The sequence below is a fragment of the Mangrovihabitans endophyticus genome, from assembly GCF_014646155.1.
GTDB lineage: Bacteria > Actinomycetota > Actinomycetes > Mycobacteriales > Micromonosporaceae > Actinoplanes > Actinoplanes endophyticus.
In genome coordinates this window covers 798,301-819,523 of sequence record NZ_BMMX01000001.1, presented here as the reverse complement: position 1 = coordinate 819,523, position 21,223 = coordinate 798,301, and the positions used below count along the sequence as shown (strand labels likewise).

Genomic DNA, 21,223 nt, shown 5'->3' with positions numbered 1-21,223 from the left:
GATGGGGACGAGACTGCCTGATAACGTTCCCACAATGTCGAGCTCCCCCCCGCAGACCCCTCCGGCATCCCCCGCGCTGGCGCTGCGCGGCGTGGTGGAGGGCTTCTACGGGCCGCCCTGGTCCCCCGCCGAACGCCGGGCCCACCTGGAATTCTCCGCCCGGGTCGGGCTGAACACCTTCGTGTACGCGCCGAAGGACGACCCGTACCACCGGGAACGCTGGCGCGAGGCGTACCCCGCGGACGAGCTGGCCCGCATCGCGGACCTCGCCGCGCACGCCCACCGGTCGGGCGTCCGGTTCGTCTACGCGATCAGCCCGGGGCTGGACATGCGCTTCGACGACGACGCCGAGCACCGCGCTCTCGCCGCGAAGGCCGCCCAGCTCGCCGATGCCGGGGTGACGGCGTTCGCGTTGTTCTTCGATGACGTGCCGGCCGAGCTGACCCACCCCGCCGACCGGGAACGCTGGCACGGTCCGGGCGGTGCCGGCGCGGCGCACGGCGAGGCCTGCACCCGTTTCGTCAACGGATTCTGCGCTCCCCGGGCGATCGCCGGCCCGCTGCTGATCTGCCCCACCGACTACGCGGGTTGCGCGGTGTCCGACTATCGCCGGCGGATGGCCGAGACCGCGCCGCCGGATGCGCTGATCGCCTGGACCGGCCGGGACATCGTGGTCGGCACCGTCACCCGCGACGAGATCGACCGGGCCGCCGCCAGCTACCGGCGACGGCTCGTGCTCTGGGACAATTTCCCGGTCAACGACTTCGACCCCAGCCGGCTGTTTCTCGGCCCGTTGACCGGTCGCGCCGCCGACCTCGCAGGTTCCGCCCTGGTGGGGGTGCTGGCCAACCCGATGGAGCTGGCCGCGCCGTCGCGCCTGCCGCTCGCCACGGTCGCCGAGTGGGCCGCCGACCCGCCCCGGTATCAGCCCGGCGCAGCGGCTCGCCGCGCGCTGGACCGGGTCGCCGGTGACCGGGCTGCTGCCCTGGCCCCGCTGGTGGCGGCCTGCTCCGCGTGGCCACCCGGCGCGCCGCAGGACGCCGAGCTCGCAACCGCTGCCGCCGACGCCCTCGCCGGCTCCCCGGCGGCCCTGGAGACGCTGACCCGGCGGCTCACCGCGCTCGGCGACGGCTGTCGCAGCGCGGACGGTCCGGAGGAGCTGACCACGCCGCTGCGGCCGTGGCTCGCGGCCGGGGCCGCCATGGCCGATGCCGGGCTCGCCGCCGTCCGGCTGCTGCACGCCACCACCCGCGCGACGGCCGGTGGCCGGGGCCCGACGGCCGCCGGCCCGGTGGACCTGTGGGACACCGCGCGGCGGGCGCTGGACACGGCCGAGGAACACTACGCCGACGTGCTGCGCGCCATCGTGCCACCGTTCGCGCGGCAGGTGCTGGACCGCGCCTGCGAGCCGGCACCGGACGACGACCCGCGGGCGCCGCGGGCGCTGCTACTCACGGCACAGACGCGCAGCGCCGGCGACGAGGCGATCACCGCGCTGCTGCGCCGGCACGGTTATGCGGTGCGGCGGTGCGCCACGCCGGCCCCCGCGGAGATCGCCGCAGCCGCCCTAGTCGTCGTCGCGCGCGGAGCCGCCCCGGGCGCCGTCCAGGCCGCCGACGCGGCCGGGGTACCGGTGCTGGCCTGGCACGGGCTGGTCACCTTGGGCCTGGCACGCCGGGAACGGGTGCTGATGACCCGCGATCCGCTACGGATCGTCGCACCGCGCAGCCCCGGCGCGGGCGGACTCACCGGCGTGGTGCGAGTCTACTCAGGACCGGGGAAGGTGACCGTGGCCGAGCCCGGACCGCAGGCGGAGGTCGTGGCCCACCTGGTGGACGGCGACCAGCCGGCGCTCGTCCACTACCCGGCCGGTGCCGGCCTGGCCGACGGGCGCAGCGCGTGCGCGGCGCGGACCGCGCTCTTCCTGGCCACCGACGGCATGGCGCCGTGGCTGCTCACCGCCGACGGCGTGCGGCTGTTGGAAGCCGCCGTGGCACGGGTGCCCGCTGCCGCCCGCACCTGATCCGCGCCGGCCGGTCAGGCCAGCACCTGGCCCGCATCGCGCAGCCGTCCCTGCAAATCACTCACGTCCACCGACTGCACCGCACGGTCGCCGGCCAGCGCCAGCACCGCGGCGACGCCGGCGGCGTGCCCCAGCATCTGGTACTGCACCTCCATCCGGATCGACGAGAACGCCACGTGGGAGGCGGACAGGCACACCGGGACGAGAAGGTTCGCGCATTCGGCGTACCGGGGCGTCAGCGCCCGGTACGGGATCGGGTAGACCGGCACGGGGACCGACAGATATCCCTCGGTCACCACCATCGCGGTCGGCCGCGGGTGCTCCGGCACCCAGCGCCAGGTCCGCTGCACCTCACGGATGTCGAGATGGTACGAGCCGAGTGCGACCACGTCGTGCTGCCGCCGGGCACCGAGCAGGTCGTGCTCGGTCAGCACGTACTCGCCGTGCATGCGCCGCGCCTCCCGGACGTAGAGCTGATGCGGCAGGTGCCCGGTGTCCGCGAACTCGTCCGCCGGGAGCCCCCAGCGCCCCATCTCACGACGCACGTCGGCGGGGACCGCCGGATCGTGGGCGAGGAAGTACAGGAAGTCGCGGGTGTGGTCGCGGTGGCGACGGCGCAGCCGCTCCCGCCCGGCCGGATCCGCCTCCGGATACCGCCAGGCCGCGCCGTCCAGCACGTTCAGCGAGAACGGGCCGAGGGAGTTCCCGTCGCACTTGCCGTTCGGCAGGTTCGGTTCCAGCCCGATCAGGCGCCCGGCGCTCGGGGTGCCGCCGGTGCGCCGCCAGTGGTCGAATAGCCGGCGGCCGAGCTCCCAATGCGCCTCGTCGTAACCGTCGCGCCGGGTGAACGGCACCCGGTCGGCCGCGGTGGTGAGGCAGACCCGGTAGCCGTACGCCATCACCCCGCCGTCGCCGGAGCCGACCGGGGCCATGGGCGTGTCACGCACCTGCGGCAGCACGCTCCCCTGGCGCAGCCCCTCCGGATCGTCGACGAACGGCGAGACGTACGGCGGCATGTTGTGCATCCCCGGCAACGGCTCCTGCCGGCCCGCCCAGCGCTCGCCGTACCGGTTCCGGTCCTCGCGGCCCACCGAGTAGGTCACACCGGCCGCGGCCATCAGGTCACCCTCGTAGCTCGCATCGACGAAGACGCCGCCGCGGTGCGTGCGCCCGTCTCCGGTGCGGACCGCGGCGATCCGGCCGTCGCGCACCTCGACCTCATCCAGGTCGGCACCGGTGACCACGGTGATCCGGGGATGATCGAGCCAGCCGTGGAAGATCGTTTCGGCGACCCGCGGTTCCGGACCCGCGTAACGGCCGACCGGTACGCCGTAGTGTCCGGCGACCGCGACGCGGAACCGGGCGGCCATCCCGCCCAGCACCCGCACATCACCGACGTCGGTGTAGCCCAGGCCGCCCGAGGTCATCCCGCCGACGTGCCGTCCCGGTTCCAGCAGAGTGACGGTGGCCCCGGCCTGCGCGGCGGCCACCGCCGCGCAGACCCCCGCCGACGTGGCCGCGTAGACCACCACTTCCGCGCCGCCGCTCACCGGGCCGCCGCGTTCCGCTCGCGGTACCGCTGCCAGCAGCGGGCCACCAGGGCCAGGTCCGCGGTGGTGAGCTCCTCTCCGGAGCCGTCGATGCGGTCCACGTAATACAGCGCGGGGACGCCGAGCCGGCCCTGAGCGGTGACGTAGTCGCGCCAGCCGGCCCGGTCGGCGATCGGCCACTGGTCGGTGTCGACCGGGTGGCCGGGGAGCACGGCGGAGACCACGGCGTGCCGGAAGGCGAGCTGGTCGGCGGCGGCCACCGGCTGCCCGGCCGGATCCCGGTCCAGTACGTCGTTGAGCCTCAGCACGTCGGCGACATCGCCGAAGCCGGGGTGTGGCGTGTGGGTAACGAGCATCGCGTCCGGCTTGACCGCCTTCGCCGCCCGGTGGATGGTGTCCAGCAGCACATGCAGGGCCGCGATGCCCCACGGCGCGCCGGCCGGAGCGCCGGGGCGGCGCAGGCTCCGCCCGGCCGGGGCACGCTGAGTGAAGTCGATTTTGAAGCCGTCGGCGTCCAACCCGTCCGGGCCGAGCAGCCGCGTCACCACCCGCGTGAGCCGCGACCGGTACGCCGGGCTGCCCGGATCGGCGGCGACCGGCCGGCCGGCCGGGTCGACCATGCACTCGTCGGTGGGTAACCCCTCCGGATCCCAGGCTCGCCACCACAGCAACACCCGCTGCCCGGCAGCGTGCCGGCCGGCGATCCATCCCCGCAGGTCGGGCCAGCGGTCGAGGTCCGGTTCGCCGGTCCCGTACGCGCGCTGCCAGCGGTCGTCGATCACCACCGTGCCGGGCACCACGTCGTGCTCCGCCAGCCGCGCCAGCCACCCGTCGTAGCGGTCCTGCCGAGAGAGGTCCGGCGCGCCGATGCCGGCGGGGCGTTCGGCCGCGCACTGGGCACCCCAGCCGCAGAAGATCGGTTCCCGCCACCAGTCGGCGCCCGGTGCGGCCGGAGCCTCCGGCGCGAGCCCGCGCGTCACCAGGTCCCGGCGGTAGGCGGCGAGCCCGGCCCAGGGATCGGCGACCGGCCGCAGCACCAGCGCCGGGCTCTGCCAGGTCCCGTCCACCGCGGTCCGGCCGTCGTACTCCAGCACCAGCAGGAATCCGCCGTCCAGCGGGTCGTAGCGCAGCGTGGTGAAGCCCGACTCGGCGACGGCGGCGAGCAGTCCGACGGCGAGCCAGTCACCTCCGGGCACCCGCGTCGGATGGGTCGCCGCGTGGCGGCCGAAGGCCAGGCAGAGCGGCGGCGGCGAGAAGACGGCGTGCAGCCGTCCCGGGGAGGCGTCGCCGACCACGCCGAGCGCCACCGCCGCCGATGCCGGGCGGACCACCTGCACCGGCTCGGTCGGCGTGGGGTCGAAGACCGAGAGGTGCCCGGTCGAGGAGCGGAAGGTGCCGCAGGCGCCGTCCGGCAGGATCGCCCGGCCGCCGAGCAGGCGCACCTCGTCCAGGTCGCCCGCGCCGTCCACCTCGATCCGGACCTCGACCCGGTCGGCGAGACAGCGCAGCCGCACCCGGCGCTGGGACCAGGCGGTGCTGGCCGCGGTGAGGACCATCTCGATCGCGTCGTCGTCGGCGCCGTGTCCGGGAGCGCCCGGCGAGTCCGCGATTCGGATCTCCGCAAGCCCGTACGTCTCGTCCGGCACGCCCGGCCGGTCCACGGAGGCGAGCAGGCTCAGCCGGGACCAGACCTGGCCGGCCGGGTCGGCAAGGGTGGCGGACCACTGCGCGTGGTCCACGGTCAGTCGATAGCGGGCGGTGGTCACCGTGTGGGCGCCGGCGCCGCGGACGAGTTCGATGGCTGCTTCTCCTCGCATGTGGACGGTGGGACGGGTCGCTGTGCCGGGACCGGTCAGCCGAACGGCGGCACCGCCGGGGGCGCGCCGGGAAGTTCGCCGGTGGCGGCGATCCGGGCATAGAGGCGGCCGGAGTCCTTCACGGTGCGCTCCCCCGTCGGATAGTCCACGTGCACCAGGCCGAATCGAGGGCGGTAGCCCAGCGCCCACTCGAAGTTGTCCAGCAGCGACCAGTGCAGGTACCCGACGACGTCGGCGCCGCCGTCGATCGCCTCGGCCACCGCCGACAGATGCGACAGCAGGAACGCGCCGCGCCGCGAGTCGTGCACCCGCCCGTCGTGTGTCGGACCGTCGCCGAAGACTCCGCCGTTCTCGGTGATCATCAGCGGCGTGCCGGGGTAGTCGCGGTGCAACCGCAGCAGCAGATCACGCAGGCTGCCGGGGACCACCTCCCAGCCCTCGTCGGAGCGGGTCACGTCGCCGGACGGGCCGACGACCTGCCACGGGAACGGCCGGCCGGGACCGGGCTCGGCCGCCGCGACCACCCGCCGCGTGTAGTAGTTGATCCCCAGGAAGTCGCTGCGCCCGCCGATCAGCGCGCTGTCCCCGGGGCGGACGATGTCGTCGAGTCCGGTGCCGAGCGCCCGCTCGAAGTGCTCGCGCATGTCGTCCGGATAGCCCGCGCCCAGCAACGGATCCAGGTACCAGCGGTTGACGTACCCGTCGGAGCCCCAGGCCGCGGCCCGGTCCGCGGCCGACTCGCTGGCCGCGTCGCACGGGAAGAGGCTCAGCGCGCAACCGACCCGGGCTCCCGGCGCCCGCTCGTGAATCACGTCGGCCGCGGCGCCGTGGCCGAGCAGCACGTGATGCCCGGCGGCCACCGAGGCGCGCAGATCGCGTACGCCCGGCGCGTGCAGCCCGAGGTGATAGCCGAGCAGCGAAATGATCCACGGCTCGTTCTGGGTGATCCACCACGGAACCCGGTCGCCGAGCCGGTCGGCCACGGCCGCGGCGAAGCCGGTGAACGCCTCGACGGTGGCGCGTCCGGCCCAGCCGCCGTCGGTCATCAGCGCCGCGGGCATGTCCCAGTGGTTCAGGGTCAGCACCGGTGTCACCCCGCGGGCCAGCAACGCGTCCACCAACCGCTCGTAGTGGTCCAGGCCGCGCGGTTCGACCCGGCCCCGCCCCTCGGGCACGATCCGGGCCCAGGACACCGAGAATCGGTACGCGCCGAGCCCCAGCTCCGCGACCAGATCCGCGTCGTGTTCCCAGCGCCGGTAGGAGTCGCAGGCCCGGGAGCCGTCGCCGCCGCCCTCGACGGCGCCGGGCCGTTCGGTGAACTCCTGCCACACGCACCGCCCGCGACCGTCGGCGTCGAGGCTGCCCTCGGTCTGGTAGGCGGAGGTGGCTGCCCCGAAGAGGAAACCGGACGGGAAGGACGTGGTCACGCGGGGGCCTCCGGATCCGACGATGAGCTCTGCACGTACGCCGGGGCGAGGCGCCACGCCTCCGGACGCACCGGCGTCTGCCCGGGTAGCACCCCGACCCAAGAGTGGTGCCGAAGTGGGGCGCCCGTGCATGTGGTCACGATCCCAGTCTGTTTGTTTCCGAACAATCAAGCAAGTTCTTGTTCACTGATTGACAATCTTGGAATCGACGACTCGCGACGCGAGTCAGGTCGCCTCGGCGAAATCCGGGTGATAGCCGGGTTTGCCGATGTACTCCAAAGCCTCGGTGGAGTTCCGGGTGTAGGGATGCGCCGGCCCGAGCCGGCGGCGCCGGACCTCCAGCGTCTCCTCCAGCAGCGGCCCGGCCTCGCCGATGCGGCCTTCGCCCGCCCGCACCAGGGCGAGATTGTGACTCGAGTTGAGGGTGCACGGGTGCTCGTCGCCGAGCGTCTCCCGCCGGGTCTGACGCGTACGTACGTGCAGTTCGGCCGCGGCGTCCATGCGGCCGCAAGCAGCCAGCGCGACCGCCAGATTGTTCTGCGAATGCAGGGTGTACGGGTGCCGGTGACCCAGAGTCCATTCCCGCAGCCGCAGCACCTCCTGGTGCTCAGCCACCGCGCGATCGATCTGGCCGGAGGCGACGAGCACGACGGCCAGGTTGTTGCGCGACATCAGTGTGTGCGGGTGCCCGCTGCCGAAGATCCGCGCCCGTAGCTGCGCGTTCGGCTCCAGCAGGTCGCGGGCCTCCTGGAGCCGACCGAGCCGGAACAGCAGATAGCCCCTGTTGTTGATCGACATCAGCGTCTCGGGGTGTTCCGGGCCATACAGCTTCAGCCAGCCGGCGTAGACCGCCTCGTGCGTGCGCAATGCCTGCTGCAGGTCCCCCAGCTCGCTGACCACGATCGCCAGGTTGTTCTGCGCGACGAGCGTTCGCGGATGCTCGGGACCGAGGACCGCGCAGCGCGCGGCATAACTCTGTGCGTGCAATTCCCTCGCCTGCCGCAGTTCCCCCTGCCCGGCCAGCACCAGAGCGAGGTTCCCCTTCGAGATCAGGGTGTTCGGATGGTTCTCGCCGAGAGTCCGGCGGCGTATCCGCAGGACCTCCTCGTGCAGGCGGCGCGCTTCGTCGCTGCGGCCGAGCCGGTCCAGGACGAAGGCGCGGTTGTTCATGGAGATCAGCGTGTCCGAGTGCACCGGTCCCAGGATCCGGTGGCGAGCGCGCAGGGCGGCCTCGTGCAGCCGCAGTCCCTCGTCGAGCCTGCCGGTGTCCACCAGCAGGCGGGCATGGTCGTTCATCGCCGCGAGCGTTTCCGGATGGTCGGCACCCGCGACGGCCTGATGTTCGATCACGGCAGACTCCAGCAACGGCCCGGCGTGCGCGTAGTCACCGCGGCTGAGCAGATATTTTCCAAGGCGGTGCCGGAGACGAGCGATGACCGTCCCGCGCACGTGCCACGCGGTGGCGTGTTCGGCGACACGGGTGCAGTGCGGCACGGCCAGCACCCACCGATCCCAGGTGGAGGGGGCGTTGACATCACTGGGCAAGGCGGCGACGAGGATACCCGCCGCCATGCGTATCCATCGCTGCGGAGGATACCGGCCCGGAGCCGGCCACGGTGTCCGGCGTTGCGCCAGCCGGTCCCGGATGACGTCCTGCACCACCGGATGAACCCGAAGGAGATCTCGGTCGGCTTGCACGAGCGACAGCCGCACCAAAACGGCGACGGCCGTGTCCAGCGCAAAAACGTCCGACGCGGTCCGGGCCAGCCGGGGTGACAGCAGCGCCGGGTCCGATTCGATCAACCACCGGGGGATTCCCGCCACCGGCGCGAAGAAGGCACAGAGGCTGAGCAGTTCCACGGCAGCTCGTTCGCGTCGCCTCGCCTGGGCAACGGCGAGAAACAGCGTGGCCTGCACCGGAAGCCGGTCGGCGGGATTGCCCTGCCGCAGCAGGCGGGTGCAGTTCTGCCGATACCGTGGCAGGTAACCGGACACCTCGATGCCGGTGCTCCGGCAATAGGCCGCCGCCTGTTCCAGGGCCAGGGGCAGGCCGCCCAATTCCTGAGCCAGCTCGGTCGCGGCGCCGACATCCTGGCCACCGGTGCGTTCCATGAGGAGACGAGCCGCCGAGTCATCGTCCAGCGGCTGCACCTCGATCGCGGTGCCCAACCGGCCGAGATTCGGGTCGCGGGACGTGATCAGCACCTGTCCCGATCCCGCGGGAATCAGGTGGGAGACATCCTTCTCCCGGATCACGTCGTCGAAGACCAGCAGCCACCGGCCACGGCGGCCGAGTTCGTGCATGGCTCGCAAGGCCGCGATCTCCTGGTCCCCATCGCTCACCCCGAGGCGATCCGCTAGCTGTGCGAGGCTGGCAAGCACGGCGAGGCGACTGTCCGCAGCCACCCACCAGCCGATGTCGTACGACCCGCGACGGGCAGCCGCATGCGCGCACGCCAGCTCCGTCTTTCCCACACCTGCCAGCCCCGTGAGCACGGCGATGCCCGGTTCCGGGCGCATAGACAGGATGTGCAGTTCATGCAACGCCTGGACGCGGCCCGTGAACGACGGCACCCCGCCGGGGATGTTCCACGCCGTGCCGTCTCGCGCGGCGGCGGGCACGACGCGCCCGGCCGCCCGGCCGCGCATCGGCCAGCGGTGCCGCAGCTCGGCGATCACGACCAGCGCGCACAGCAGCGCCGCCGCAGGCCAGGACAGCCAGAGGTACGGCTGCCAGGCCACTGGCAGGGTTCCCGTCGCGACGTTCGTGGCCATCGGCAGGAGCAGGGCAGCCGTCACGGAGAGGAGCAACGTCACCGACCGCGACGCTTTGCGCATGCGAACCCCCGCTCCTCCATGAGCCCCGCCACCTGAGGATATCGACTTAGGGCAACCGGATGCGCACGCTGAGTCCGCTTGCCAAACCCTTACCTTCGCCGAACGACTTGCCGTGGGCGGCCGCCCTAGCGTCCGCGTCATGATTCGTCGATTCCTCGCCGCCGCACTCACCGTGCCGCTGCTCGGCGCCTGCACGATCATGGCGGGCTCCGCCGGGGATGCCCCGGACCGTACGAACATCGTCTTCGTGCTGACCGATGACCTGTCGATGAACCTCGTGCCGTACATGCCGCACGTGCGAGCGCTGGCCAAGGCGGGGACCACCTTCGCGAACTACACGGTGACCGACTCGCTGTGCTGCCCGTCCCGATCCTCGATCTTCACCGGCAAGTTCCCGCACGACACGGGTGTCTTCACCAACCGCGGCCGGGACGGCGGGTACGCCACCTTCAATCGCCGCGGCAATCCGGCGTCGACGTTCGCCACCGACCTGCAGAAGGCCGGCTACCGCACCGCGATGATGGGCAAGTATCTCAACGGCTATCAGCCCACGGACATGACGGTGCCGCCGGGCTGGACCGAATGGGATGTGGCCGGCAACGCGTACGCCGAATACAACTACAACCTGCTGGAGAATAATCAGGTCAAGCACTACGGGAAGGCGCCCGGCGACTATCTGACCGATGTGGTCAGCGGCAAGGCGTCCGCCTTCATCACCGCCTCCGTGGCCGCCAAGAAGCCGTTCCTGGTGGAGGTCGCGACGTTCGCGCCGCACGGCCCGTACACCCCGGCCGCCCGGGACAAGTCGGCGTTTCCCGGCCTGACGGCACCGCGGACCGCCGCGTATGACACCCTGCCGTCCGCCGCGCCCGCCTGGCTTGCCGCGCGTGAGCCGCTCACCGACGCCGAGAAGAAGGCGATCGACCGCGACTTCCGCAAGCGGGCCCAGGCGGTCCAGTCGGTGGACCGCATGATCGGCTCGCTGCAGCAGACCTTGGACAAGGCCGGCGTCGCCGACCGTACGGTCGTGGTCTTCAGCTCCGACAACGGCTACCACATGGGTGAGCACCGGCTGAATCCCGGAAAGCAGACGGCCTTCGACACCGACGTGCACGTGCCGCTGGTGATGGCCGGCCCGGGGGTGCGCGCCGGCGCGACGGTGACCCAGCCGGCCGAGAACATCGACCTGCGCGCGACCTTCGCCGACCTGGCCGGTCTCGGCACCCCGGCCGGGGTGGACGGCCGCAGCCTGCGTCCCTTCCTGACCGGCCGGCCGCCGGCGACCTGGCGCAGCGCTGCCCTGGTCGAGCACCACGGCCCGGACACCGACCCGTCGGACCCCGACTATCCGGCCAAGAACAGCGGCAACCCGCCCACCTACACGGCGATCCGGACGCCGGACTACACCTATGTCGAGTACGCCGACGGCGCCAAGGAGTACTACGACCACCGGACCGACCCGGATCAGCTACACAACACCGCCGCGCAGCTACCCGAGTCCGAGGCCGCCGCCATGCACCGGACACTGACCACCTTGGTCGCCTGTCACCGCGCCTGCTGACGATTCGCCGGCGCCTGCCCGACTGTCGCCTCGACCGAGGAGGCGGTCCGCGGAACCGGCAGCGGATCGAGGTCCTTGGCGCGCAGGAACGCCTCGACGCCGGACATCATCTTCTCGTCGTCGCTGTTGGCGAGCAGGGCCTCAGCCTCCGCCCGCGGCAGCATGCCCTTCTCGTACGCGGCGACGGCGTCGTCGATGCCGGCATGCGTGTCGCCGGTGAGCGCCTCCACGAGTTCCACCGCGTCCAGGAGGCCGTGGTTGACGCCCTGGCCGGTGAACGGCGGCATGACGTGGGCGGCGTCGCCGACCAGGGTCACACCACGGTGGTCGTGCCAGATCTGGCGCGGTGGAAGCGTGTAGATCGGCCAGTACTCGAAGTCACCGGTGACCGCGTCGATGACGCCGGTCAGTTCAGGGGCCCATGTCGCGTACGTGCGGTGCAGCTCGGCGACGATGCTGCCGCGGTCCGCGATCGCACCTCGGCCGGGCAGATCGGTGGCCGGCTTCTGCACCATGAAGTAGACGCGGACGGTGCCGTCGCTGTGGCGTTGCAAGCCCATGCTGCGCCCGTCGCCGATCGCGAAGGCCGTGCCGTGCCGCACCAGCCGGGACACGTAGCCGTCGGGGTCCGGTCCTTCGATGTCGCCGTGCACGAAGGTGATCCCGATGTACTCCGGAACGTGACCGGTGACCAGGGACCGGGCGCGTGACCAGATGCCGTCGCAGGCGATCACCAGGTCGGCGGCGAGTGTTGCCCGCGCCCCGTCCGACGTGCGGACATCGACCTGGTGGCCGGTGCGAGAGGGCCGCACGGCCAGCACCTGGTGTCCCCATCGGACCGTGCCGCCGGGAAGGGCGTCGAGCAGCATGCGCCGCAGGTCGGCGCGATCGATCTCCGGCCGCGCCGTGCCCATCGACTCGGCGGTCATCTCGACGAGGATTCTCGCGCCGGAGTCGAGGATCCGGCCCTGCTGCCCTTCCGGGCGTGCCACCTCATCGAATCGCGACTGCAATCCCATGGCCTCGATCGCCCGCAGGCCGCGGCCCTCGGTGAGGTCGAGGCTGCCGCCTTGGGTACGCGCGTGCGGTCCGGCATCGCGTTCCAGAACCGTGGTCCGCACGCCCCGCTGGGCCATGAGTCGCGCGACAGCGAGCCCGGTCGGGCCCGCCCCGAGGACCACGATCGTCGTGCCGCTCAGATCCGGCATGGTCACCACCTACACCCTCAAATTTTGGCAGTTGAATGTCAAATGGCAGACTACTGCCATAAGGCATGATGGTGTCAAGATGGCTTGGTACTGTCAGCGAATGAGGACGGCAACCCGGTGAGCGTCGGCCCGGAGGGCCTGCGCGTGGCCAAGAAGCGCCAGGCTCGTGTGGCGATTCGTCGTGAGGCGCTGCGGCTGTTCCTGGCGCAGGGCTTCGCCGCGACCACGGTGGATCAGATCGCCCGGGCGGCGAACGTCTCACCGCGGACACTCTTCCGCTACTTCCCCACCAAGCAGGCGATCGTCCTGGCCGATTCCGGCGGCGACCAGTTCGCGCAGGCGGTACGGCACCAACCGGCCGGTCTCAGCCGCATCGAAGCCCTGCGGGGCGCCGTGCATGAGCTCTTCGGGGCGCAGAGCCCCGATGAGCAGTGGGAAGATCTCGCCCAGGAGCGGCTCGTCACCAGCACCCCCGAGCTGGCGGCAGTCGCCCTCACCCAGGTCCGCACCAACATCGACGCCCTGACCGAAGCCCTGACCGACAGGGCACCCACGCAGCCGCACACCAACAGACAACTCGCCGGCGCCCTGGTCGGGCTCCTCCTCGCCCTGGACGTGCCGGACCAGCCCACCGGCACCGCCTTCGCGGCGCGCGTCGACAACGCCCTCGACGTCCTCCGGCCGTCCTTCCCCGAGTGACAGCATTATTTCCACGACACCGCGCGGCAGGATGCCCGCCGCTCTGCCCGACAGGACGACTCCTCGCGCTCCCCGGCGCCACACATGACCACAATCGCCACGGCCGGGGCGGGAGGGGTCGCGGGACGGGCGGGTCACCCGCGGCGCGGGGCCCAGATCTCCTCGGCGCGGATGCTGGCCTGCGGCGTGAAGTAGTCGCCGGATTCCAGGTCCGCCAGCAACGTCGGGTGCCGCGGCCGCCAGCCCAGCAGCTCCTGCGTGTGCTCGCTGGACACCGGCACGTCCAGGGAGAAGAACGTTGCCAGGAAAGGGTTTCCGAGATGCTCGCGAGCCTGATCCAGGGTCAGTGACGCGACCGGGATGCCGAGGATCCGCCCGATCCGCTCCGCGACGGCCCCGATCGGCACGGCACCCTCCGCGGCGCCGTGCAACACGCTGCCGGCTGGGGCCTTCTCCAGGGCCAGCCGGAAGAGCGCGGCGGCGTCGAAACGGTGGACCGCCGGCCAGCGGTTGGCGCCGTCGCCGATATACGCCGAGACGCCCACCCGTCGGGCGGCCGCGATGAGGGCCGGGACGAACCCGTAATCACCGGGGCCGTGCACGGTCGGCGCGAGCCGCACCACGCTGCACCGGACTCCCCGGTCGGCGAAGCGCAGGCATTCCCGTTCGCCTGGGATCCGGAACGCGGCGACCGAGCCGGGGTCCGCCGCGTCCCGCTCGGTGCTGACCCGGCCGGCCCTCGTCACCAGGGTGCCGGAGGTGCTGACGAGCGGTTTGCCGGATCCGGCCAAGGCGTCCCCGAGCGCCGCGATCGCCGCACAGTCGCGGCGGATGAGGTCGTCCGGATCGGCGAAGTCACCGCCGAACGCCATGTGCACGACGCCGTCGGCGTGCGCGGCACCGGCCCGCAGGCTGTCCAGATCCTCCGTCGAGCCGCGCAGCACCGTCGCGCCGAAAGCACGCAGGCGCGCCGCCGAGGCGTCGGAGCGCGCCAGGCCGGTGACCCGGTGCCCGGCCTCGATCAGCTCCCTGACGATGGCAGGCCCGGTCTGGCCGGTGCCGCCGGTGACAAAGACATGCATGACTTCTCTCCTTTATCGCACACCGTCGTAGTGTCACAATGTGACACTACGATAGTGTCATAGACTGACACTACGCAAGCGATACCCGAGGACCCGAGGAGAACGAATGCCCCGCAGCGGCGCCGCGGCGCGCGACCGGCTGGAGCGCGCCGCCCTGGAGCTCTACCGCGAGCGCGGCTACGACCAGACCACCATCGCGGAGATCGCCGCCCGCGCCGGCGTCACCCAGCGCACCTTCTTCCGGCACTTCGGCGACAAGCGCGAAGTGCTGTTCCACATCGAGCTCCGGCAGCAGCGAGCGCTGGCCGCGGCCCTCGCCGACGTGCCCGCCGCCGCGCCACCGCTGACCGCGGTGCTGCTGGCGTTCCGCTCGATGGCGCCCGGCATGGAGATCAACCGCGCCCTCGCCGAGGCCCGCCACCACGTCATCGCCGCGACACCGGCGCTGCGCGAGCGGGAACTCGCCAAGGCCGCGGCGCTGAGCATCGTCGTGGCCGACGCACTGCGCGGACGCGGCCTCCCACCATGGCGCGCGACGCTGCTGGCGGAAGTCAGCACCGCCGCCCTGGGACACGCCGTGCACACCTGGGTGGCCGACGCCTCCGCCGACCTGGACGCCCTCATCGTGCGGGCGTTCACCGAGCTACGCGCCTTCGCCGATGTCACGGTTCCCTCGGCTTGACGCCGAGCACACTACTCTCGCCGGGCCGTCCACCAGGCGAGATGCAGGCCGGCGGATCGATCAGCCCAGCGCCGCGCTCGCCGCCCGCAACTCGTCCAGCGCCGCCAGGGCGTACCCGGCGAAGTCGTCCTGGGCGCTCCGGTCACCCTCGGACCACTGGGCGAATCCCCGCTTGAACGCCAGCACGCCCAGCTCCCCCGCGACCGCCGCGGTCGGGCCGGGCACGCCGCGCTCCACCAGCGCCGCGGTCATCGCCGCCGCGAGGCCGACACTCTTCAGCGCGTCGCGCTCCTGGAGCTCCGCGCTGGCCGCGACCGCCGCCTTCAGCCGGGGACCGAGCTCACGGTTCACCGGACCCATCGCGCCGGAGGCGCGCTCCAGACCGGCCGCGACCGCCTCCAGCGGGCTGACACCCGCAGGCGCCTCGGCGATCCCCTCGGCAAGCAGCCGGCTCAATGTCTCCTGCCCGGCCACCAGCAGCTCTCGCTTGTCCGGGAAGTGCCGGAAGAACGTGCTCTTGGTGACTCCCGCGCGTTCGGCGATCTGCGCCACCGTCGTGGCGTCGTACCCCTGCTCGGTGAACAGGTCGACGGCGGCCACGACGAGTCGTTCGCGTGCTCCTGGTTCCCACCGGCCCATGACCTCATCATAGGCGACGGGACCTTTATCCCATCACCGTGGTAGCGTCTGACGGGACAAGAGTCCCATCACTTGCGGGAGAGCTTCCCATGCGCGTCTTCGTCACCGGCGGCACCGGCCTGATCGGATCCGCCGTCCTCGCCGAACTTCTCCGTCACGGCCACAGCGTCCTCGCCCTCACCCGCTCCGACGCGTCCGCACAGGCCGCCATGCGGGCCGGCGCCGAGCCGGTCCGCGGCAGCCTCGCCGACCTGGAAGTCATCCGCAGCGGCGCCGCCCAGGCCGACGGGGTGATCCACCTGGCCTTCGCCAACGACTTCAGCGGCCCGGACGCCCTCGCCGCCGCGGTGGCCGAGGAGACCGCCGCCCTCACCACCCTCGGCGAGGAACTCCTCGGCAGCGACCGCCCGCTCGTCACGGTGTCCGGCACGCCGTGGGTGGAAGGCCGGCCCTCCACCGAGGCAGACCCGGTGCCCACCGAAGGGCCGGTGGGAGGTCGCGGCCGCACGGTCACCGCCATCCTGGAACTGGCCTCGCGCGGGCTCCGCAGCACCGCCGTACGCATGCCGCGCACCGTGCACAACAACGGCGACGGCGGGTTCGCCGGCCTGCTCACCGGCATCGCGCGGCGCACCGGCGTGTCCGGCTACCCGGGCGACGGCACCCAGCGCTGGCCCGCCGTGCACGCCCTCGACGCGGCCGTGCTGTTCCGCCTGGCATTGGAACAGGCACCGGCCGGGACCGCCTGGCACGCCGTCGACGACGAGGGCGACCAGGTACGCGACATCGCCGCGGTGATCGGCCGGCGGCTGGGCCTGCCGGTCCAGGAGGTGCCGGCGGAGACCTTCGGCCCGCTCGGCGCGATCTTCGCCACCGACCAGCCCGCCTCCAGCGCACACACCCGGCAGACACTGGGCTGGGAGCCGAAGCACCCGAGCCTGCTGGAGGACCTGGAGAACGTCCAGCCCTGACCGGTGCCGATCGCCGCACAGGTCAGGGCTGGGCCCGCCGGCGCAGGTACGCCGCCACGGCCGGGTCGGCGCTCAGCGCGGCGGCCCGGCCGTACGCCGCCGCGGCCTCGGCCGTGCGCCCGGCGAGATCCAGCAGGTCGGCCCGCGCCGCGTGGTACGGCTGGAACTCGCCGGCACGCCCGTCGTCGCCCACCGCGGCCAGCGCGGCCAGGCCGGCGGCGGGCCCGTCGAGCCGGCCGGTCACCGCCGCCAGCGCCACCCGGCCGCCCAGGCTCGGCTGCACCCGGTCCAACGCCGCATAGAGCGTCCGCAGCGCCGGCCAGTCGGTGACGCCGGTCCGTGCGCGGTCGCAGTGCACCGCCTGGATCGCCGCCTCCAACTGGAACCGGCCCGGTGTCGCCGAGCTGCTGGCCCGCGCCAGGTACGACTCTCCCGCCGCGATCAGCCGCGCGTCCCACCTCGCCGGGTCCTGCTCGTCGAGCGGCACGAAGCCGGCGCCGGTATCCCGCCGCGACAACGACAACGTGATCAGCGCCGCCAGGCCCCAGGCCTCGGTCTCGTCGCCCAGCAGGGCGGCCAGCGTCACCGCGAGTTGCTGCGCCTCGTCTCCCCGGCTGATCGCGTACGCGCCGTACACCGCCTCCAGCACCGCCGGAAGCCGCTGCGGCATCGACCGCCGGTCCGGCACGGTGAACGGGATGCGCGCGTTCTTTATCTTGCGCTTGGCGCGGACCAGGCGCTGCGCCATCGCCGCCGGTGGCACGGCCAGCGCGGTCGCGATCCGGGCGGACTCGAAGCCCAGCACGGTCTGGAGCATCAGCGGTGTGCGTACGGCCGGATCGATGCCGGGGTGGGCACAGACGAAGAGCAATCGGAGCCGTTCGTCCGGTATGGCGTCCGGGTCGGGACCGTCGAACGGCGCGTACGCCTCCGCCGCGGTCTCCGTGGCGGCCTCCAGCGGAACGCTGGTGCGGTGCACCGCCGATTTCCACACGTCACGCAGGCGGTTGCGGGCCACGGTGAGCAGCCACCCTTCCGGATTGTCCGGCACACCCGTCCGCGGCCACGTTGCGAGGGCACGCTCGAAGGCCCCGGCCAGAACATCCTCGGCCAGCGCCAGATCGCCGGCGGGCGCGGCCAGCAGGGCCACGAGCCGGCCGTACGCGACGCGGGCGACCCGTTCGGCGGTCGCCCACGCCGCCTCGGCCGTCACCGATTCGGCTGCCAGACGCCGTCGACCACGTGGACCGCACCCGGCCGGATCTCCACCGAACCCCAGCCGATCGACGGCGCCTGTTCCGCATAGCCGATCGCGGCGTCCAGGTCGGCGACGTCGATCACGAAGGTGCCGCCGAGTTGCTCCTTCGTGTCCGCGAACGGGCCGTCCTGCACGCGCACCTGCCCGTCGGCCATGCTCAGCGTGGTCGTGTCGGCCGACGGTTGCAGCACCTCGCCGGAGATCAGCACACCGGCCTGGTGCAGCGTCGCGGCGTAGCTGGCGAACGCCCGCCGTCCCTCGGCGATCGCCTCCTCGCCGAGCGTCGACGCGTCGGCCTCGGGATAGTGCATCAGCAGCGTGTACCGCATGGTCGGATCCTCTCACTGGATGTTCGCCGTCACCACGATGACGAAACACCCTCGCCCGGATCGACACCTCGCCGGAAGACCACTCGCCCATTCCCGCCGGGTTGTTCAGACGGTGCGCAGGTCCAGCGTGTGACGGATGAAGTCGTCCTGGTTGCCGGTCGACCACCACAGCACGCCGTTGCGGTACGACACGTCGGTGGCGTCCGGGCTGATCTCGATGCTGGTGCGGGTGGCGATCTCGTACACCAGCAACTGGAAGTGGCCGGTGAGGTCGGAGTTTCCGGTCAGCCGGGAGAACACCTCGAACCGGTCGAGAACGGCGGTGTCGGTGAGGACATTGGACACGGTGCCCGTGCCGATCTTCCGGCGGTCCGCCCCGCCGGGACGCATGAGCTCCAGTTGCGGGTCGCCGTCGGGGTTGAAGGAGACCACGCGGCACCAGAGCGGGCTGCAGGCGATCACGCCCCGGCCGTGGCGGGCGACGACGCGATCCCGGCCGGTGCTCAGATTGCGCAGCCGCGTGGTGCCGCCGGCCGCGGTCACACCGTCGGCCAGCCACGGCCAGGCTGCCAGCGACCACGTTCCGGGCTGGGTCCGCACGTCCACCTGGCCACCGGCCAGCCGCACCGAGCGGACCTCGGTGGTGTCGCCGGTACCTGCCGCCACCCAATGCACCCGGCCGCCCGCGACGACGAGGTCGTACTGCGACTGATAGAAGCGCGCGTCACCGAGGTCGCCGGTCACCCGGCGCGGAACCCCTCCGGGGCTCAGATCGAGCGCCCACATCTGTTCGTCCGATCGGGTGGTCTCCACCCATACCAGGGTCTGCCCGGCGACCGTCGGGGCGTCGAACGACGCACCCTGTCTCACCGGGAGCTCGCGGAGCACCCGGACGGATCCGTCGCCCGCGCGCAGAACCAGGCGCACGGCGTGACCGTCGGTGGTGAGGGCGGTGCCGACGGAGCGGCTGGCGTCGAGGAAGACCGCCGGCTCGTAGCCGGCGCCGTCGGCGAGCGTGGCGGGCAGTGCCGCCCGCTGCGCGTGCGGCCAGGCGGCCCGGGCGGTGACCGGCGGGGCGGGCGTGCGCCGGGCGGCGGACGGCTCGGCCAACATGGCCGCAGCGGCCAGCAGCGCCACGCCCAGGCTCCCCCACCGCCGCACGTCCGCCACGCTCGCACTCCGTCCGTCGCTTCGGCGACGATGCTAGTGACCCTCCGGCGTGGCTAGTCGCCCGCGGGGACCACGTCGGCGCGTTCCATCATGAGCACCGTGCTCGCGACGACCGCCGTCGGGCAGTGGCGCAGGCCGGCGGGCACGCTGAACGCCTGCCACGGCCCGAGGTCGACCGGGTCGTGGCCGTCCAGGTCGATGCGCAGCCTGCCGTCCAGCACGAGGAAGAATTCGTCCTGCTCGTCGTGCTGGTGCCAGTGGAAGGTGCCCGGCTGGAAGACACCGAGCCGGACGAGCACGTCGCCCACCTGCACGAGGGTCTGGTTGAACCACGGGTGATCCGCCCGGTCGATCACCGGCTGCAGGTCCATCCGCTGGAGCGTGGCGAACAGGGGCGCCAGCTCGGCATGGTGGTCGCTCCCGGTCACGGGCACTCCCGGCTGGTGGCATCGTCCCGGATCGCGATCGGCGCCACGCGAGGCTGGGCGATGGTCGTGTAATCGTCGGTGTCGAGGCTGATGGAGCGGTCCAGGCGGGCGGCGTTGAAGTACAGCCGGGGCTGGGTCAGCACTCGCGGATCGACCAGCAGCTCCACCTCCGGGCTCATGGGAAAGGGCAGCACCGTGCCCGGCACGCTGCGTGCGAGCCGCTCGGCCGTCGCGGGGTCGGCGAAGCCGACGTAGCGGGCGGCGAACAGGCCGGCCACCGCCCTCAGGTCGACCTTGCTGTCGCCGGGCACCACGGCCAGCACGTGCCGCCGGGTGCGGCGGTCGAGCTTGACGACCAGCAGGAGGCACTTCGCCGCTTGTTCGAGCGCATTGCCCCGCAGCCGGCTCACCACCTCTGTCGTGCCGACCGGCTCGTGGGTCATCACCGAATAGTCGGCGCCGCGCCCGTCGAGGAGAGCGAGCAGGTCGTCGTACGCCGCGGCGGTGCGAGGAGCAAGCATGCCACCAAGTGTGGGCAACCACGACGTTGTAGCCAAGCCCCAATCTCTTCAGCGATGGTGAAGCAGGGCTACATTGAAGGCATGGACGTGCAGCAATTGCGGATGCTCCGCGCGCTCGGCGCCCTCGGCAGCGTGAGCGCGGTCGCCGAGTCGTTGCGGATCACCCCGTCGGCCGTGTCTCAGCAACTCCGCCTCCTGCAGCGCGGCACTCCGGTGCCGCTGACCCGCCGGGAGCGACGCCGGCTGGTGCTCACCGAGGCCGGCCGGCGGGTGGCCGCGGCGGCGGTGCAGGTGGAGGCCGCCCTGACAGTCGCGGACGAGACGGTGCGATCGCTCGCCGCCAGCACGCGCGGGACCGTCTCGGTGGCCGCGTTCAGCAGCGCGGCGCTGGCGTTCTTCCCCGCCCTGGTGCAGGACTTCCCGCCGGACGGACCGGTGTCGGTCAGCCTCGCCGACGAAGACCGGCCGCAGACCGAGTTCCCGCGCCTCACCAGCCGGTACGACGTGGTCCTCGCGCACCGCTTCGAACACACCCCGCACTGGCCGGACACGGTGAGCGTGACGCCGCTGCTGGAGGAGCCGCTCGACGTCGCCATGCCGGCTGGCTCGCCCCTGGCGGGCAAGGCAACGCTGGACGCGGCGGACGTCGCCGGTCACCCGTGGATCACGACCCACGAAGGCTTTCCGGTCGGGGCCATCGTGGACGCCCTCGCGGCCGTGTCCGGGCATCCGGTGCGGGTGCGGCACCGCGTGAACGAATTCACCGTCGTCGCCGCCATGGTGCGCGCCGGGGCCGGCCTGGCGCTCCTCCCGCGGTGGACCATCCCGCCGACTCCCGGTGTCGTCCTGCGGCCCCTGGGCGGGGTCCGCGCCGTCCGCCGCATCGATGCCCTGTGCCGCCCGGAGAACGTCGCCCGGCCCGCGGTCGTGTCCACGCTGGACGTGCTGCACCGGATCGCCGCCGCGATCCACCGGCGACCGCAGCGGTGAGCATGGCACTTTCCCTAGAACCGGCCGGGA

General features: G+C 72.5%; 18 protein-coding genes. 6 read left to right on the top strand and 12 right to left on the bottom strand.

The window, feature by feature from the left end:
* The first annotated feature begins 34 nt into the window (after positions 1-34).
* Positions 35-2,023, top strand: a complete 1,989-nt coding sequence (locus IEY73_RS03210; protein ID WP_189077448.1) for a protein O-GlcNAcase — start codon at positions 35-37, stop codon at positions 2,021-2,023.
* Between the two features lie 14 nt (positions 2,024-2,037).
* On the opposite strand, the gene IEY73_RS03205 is transcribed toward IEY73_RS03210, so the two are convergent.
* From IEY73_RS03205 to IEY73_RS03195, 4 genes are all read right to left on the bottom strand, one after another.
* Positions 2,038-3,573, bottom strand: coding sequence for an FAD-dependent oxidoreductase (locus tag IEY73_RS03205; RefSeq protein WP_229715429.1), 1,536 nt, complete (start codon positions 3,571-3,573; stop codon positions 2,038-2,040).
* Positions 3,570-5,390, bottom strand: coding sequence for an alpha-galactosidase (locus IEY73_RS33310; RefSeq protein ID WP_229715427.1), 1,821 nt, complete (start codon positions 5,388-5,390; stop codon positions 3,570-3,572). The genes IEY73_RS03205 and IEY73_RS33310 overlap by 4 nt, the downstream gene beginning before the upstream one ends.
* A gap of 35 nt (positions 5,391-5,425) precedes the next feature.
* The gene (locus IEY73_RS03200; RefSeq protein WP_229715425.1) at positions 5,426-6,817 is read right to left on the bottom strand and encodes a GH1 family beta-glucosidase; all 1,392 of its coding nucleotides are present in this window, start codon (positions 6,815-6,817) and stop codon (positions 5,426-5,428) included.
* 225 nt (positions 6,818-7,042) lie between these two features.
* Complete coding sequence (locus IEY73_RS03195; protein WP_189077445.1) at positions 7,043-9,655, bottom strand: tetratricopeptide repeat protein; 2,613 nt, start codon at positions 9,653-9,655, stop codon at positions 7,043-7,045.
* A 139-nt stretch (positions 9,656-9,794) separates the two neighbouring features.
* Here IEY73_RS03195 and IEY73_RS03190 point away from each other — a divergent pair, with 139 nt between their 5' ends.
* Positions 9,795-11,216: a sulfatase family protein gene (locus IEY73_RS03190; RefSeq protein WP_189077444.1), complete on the top strand. Its 1,422-nt coding sequence runs from the start codon at positions 9,795-9,797 to the stop codon at positions 11,214-11,216.
* On the opposite strand, the gene IEY73_RS03185 is transcribed toward IEY73_RS03190, so the two are convergent.
* Positions 11,201-12,424, bottom strand: a complete 1,224-nt coding sequence (locus IEY73_RS03185) for an FAD-dependent oxidoreductase (protein ID WP_229715523.1) — start codon at positions 12,422-12,424, stop codon at positions 11,201-11,203. The two genes, IEY73_RS03190 and IEY73_RS03185, sit on opposite strands and share 16 nt — an antisense overlap.
* A 117-nt stretch (positions 12,425-12,541) precedes the next feature.
* On the opposite strand from IEY73_RS03185, the gene IEY73_RS03180 reads away from it, so the two are divergent.
* Positions 12,542-13,123: a TetR/AcrR family transcriptional regulator gene (locus tag IEY73_RS03180; RefSeq protein ID WP_189077442.1), complete on the top strand. Its 582-nt coding sequence runs from the start codon at positions 12,542-12,544 to the stop codon at positions 13,121-13,123.
* A 134-nt stretch (positions 13,124-13,257) separates the two neighbouring features.
* Here IEY73_RS03180 and IEY73_RS03175 read toward each other — a convergent pair whose 3' ends face one another.
* On the bottom strand, positions 13,258-14,205 hold the full coding sequence (locus tag IEY73_RS03175) for an SDR family oxidoreductase (RefSeq protein WP_189077441.1): 948 nt from the start codon (positions 14,203-14,205) through the stop codon (positions 13,258-13,260).
* 106 nt (positions 14,206-14,311) lie between these two features.
* Here IEY73_RS03175 and IEY73_RS03170 point away from each other — a divergent pair, with 106 nt between their 5' ends.
* Positions 14,312-14,887, top strand: coding sequence for a TetR/AcrR family transcriptional regulator (locus IEY73_RS03170; protein ID WP_189077440.1), 576 nt, complete (start codon positions 14,312-14,314; stop codon positions 14,885-14,887).
* Between the two features lie 60 nt (positions 14,888-14,947).
* Here the strand turns inward: IEY73_RS03170 and IEY73_RS03165 are convergent, their stop codons facing one another.
* Positions 14,948-15,526 carry a TetR/AcrR family transcriptional regulator gene (locus tag IEY73_RS03165; RefSeq protein ID WP_189077439.1) on the bottom strand — a complete coding sequence of 193 codons (579 nt, stop codon included), beginning with the start codon at positions 15,524-15,526 and terminating at the stop codon, positions 14,948-14,950.
* Between the two features lie 89 nt (positions 15,527-15,615).
* On the opposite strand from IEY73_RS03165, the gene IEY73_RS03160 reads away from it, so the two are divergent.
* The gene (locus tag IEY73_RS03160) at positions 15,616-16,497 is read left to right on the top strand and encodes an SDR family oxidoreductase (protein ID WP_189077438.1); all 882 of its coding nucleotides are present in this window, start codon (positions 15,616-15,618) and stop codon (positions 16,495-16,497) included.
* 22 nt (positions 16,498-16,519) lie between these two features.
* Here the strand turns inward: IEY73_RS03160 and IEY73_RS03155 are convergent, their stop codons facing one another.
* From IEY73_RS03155 to IEY73_RS03135, 5 genes are all read right to left on the bottom strand, one after another.
* Positions 16,520-17,710 (bottom strand): RNA polymerase sigma factor, encoded by a 1,191-nt coding sequence (locus IEY73_RS03155; RefSeq protein ID WP_229715423.1) that lies wholly within the window; start codon positions 17,708-17,710, stop codon positions 16,520-16,522.
* A complete protein-coding gene (locus IEY73_RS03150) occupies positions 17,707-18,084 on the bottom strand; it encodes a YciI family protein (protein WP_189077818.1) in 378 nt (125 codons plus the stop codon). Before IEY73_RS03150 ends, IEY73_RS03155 begins: the two co-directional genes overlap by 4 nt.
* 105 nt (positions 18,085-18,189) lie before the next feature.
* Complete coding sequence (locus IEY73_RS03145) at positions 18,190-19,254, bottom strand: hypothetical protein (protein ID WP_189077437.1); 1,065 nt, start codon at positions 19,252-19,254, stop codon at positions 18,190-18,192.
* 53 nt (positions 19,255-19,307) lie between these two features.
* Positions 19,308-19,682: a cupin domain-containing protein gene (locus IEY73_RS03140; protein ID WP_189077436.1), complete on the bottom strand. Its 375-nt coding sequence runs from the start codon at positions 19,680-19,682 to the stop codon at positions 19,308-19,310.
* On the bottom strand, positions 19,679-20,203 hold the full coding sequence (locus tag IEY73_RS03135; RefSeq protein WP_189077435.1) for a YbaK/EbsC family protein: 525 nt from the start codon (positions 20,201-20,203) through the stop codon (positions 19,679-19,681). Before IEY73_RS03135 ends, IEY73_RS03140 begins: the two co-directional genes overlap by 4 nt.
* Before the next feature lie 81 nt (positions 20,204-20,284).
* Here IEY73_RS03135 and IEY73_RS03130 point away from each other — a divergent pair, with 81 nt between their 5' ends.
* Positions 20,285-21,193 carry a LysR family transcriptional regulator gene (locus tag IEY73_RS03130; protein WP_189077434.1) on the top strand — a complete coding sequence of 303 codons (909 nt, stop codon included), beginning with the start codon at positions 20,285-20,287 and terminating at the stop codon, positions 21,191-21,193.
* Positions 21,194-21,223: the final 30 nt, after the last annotated feature.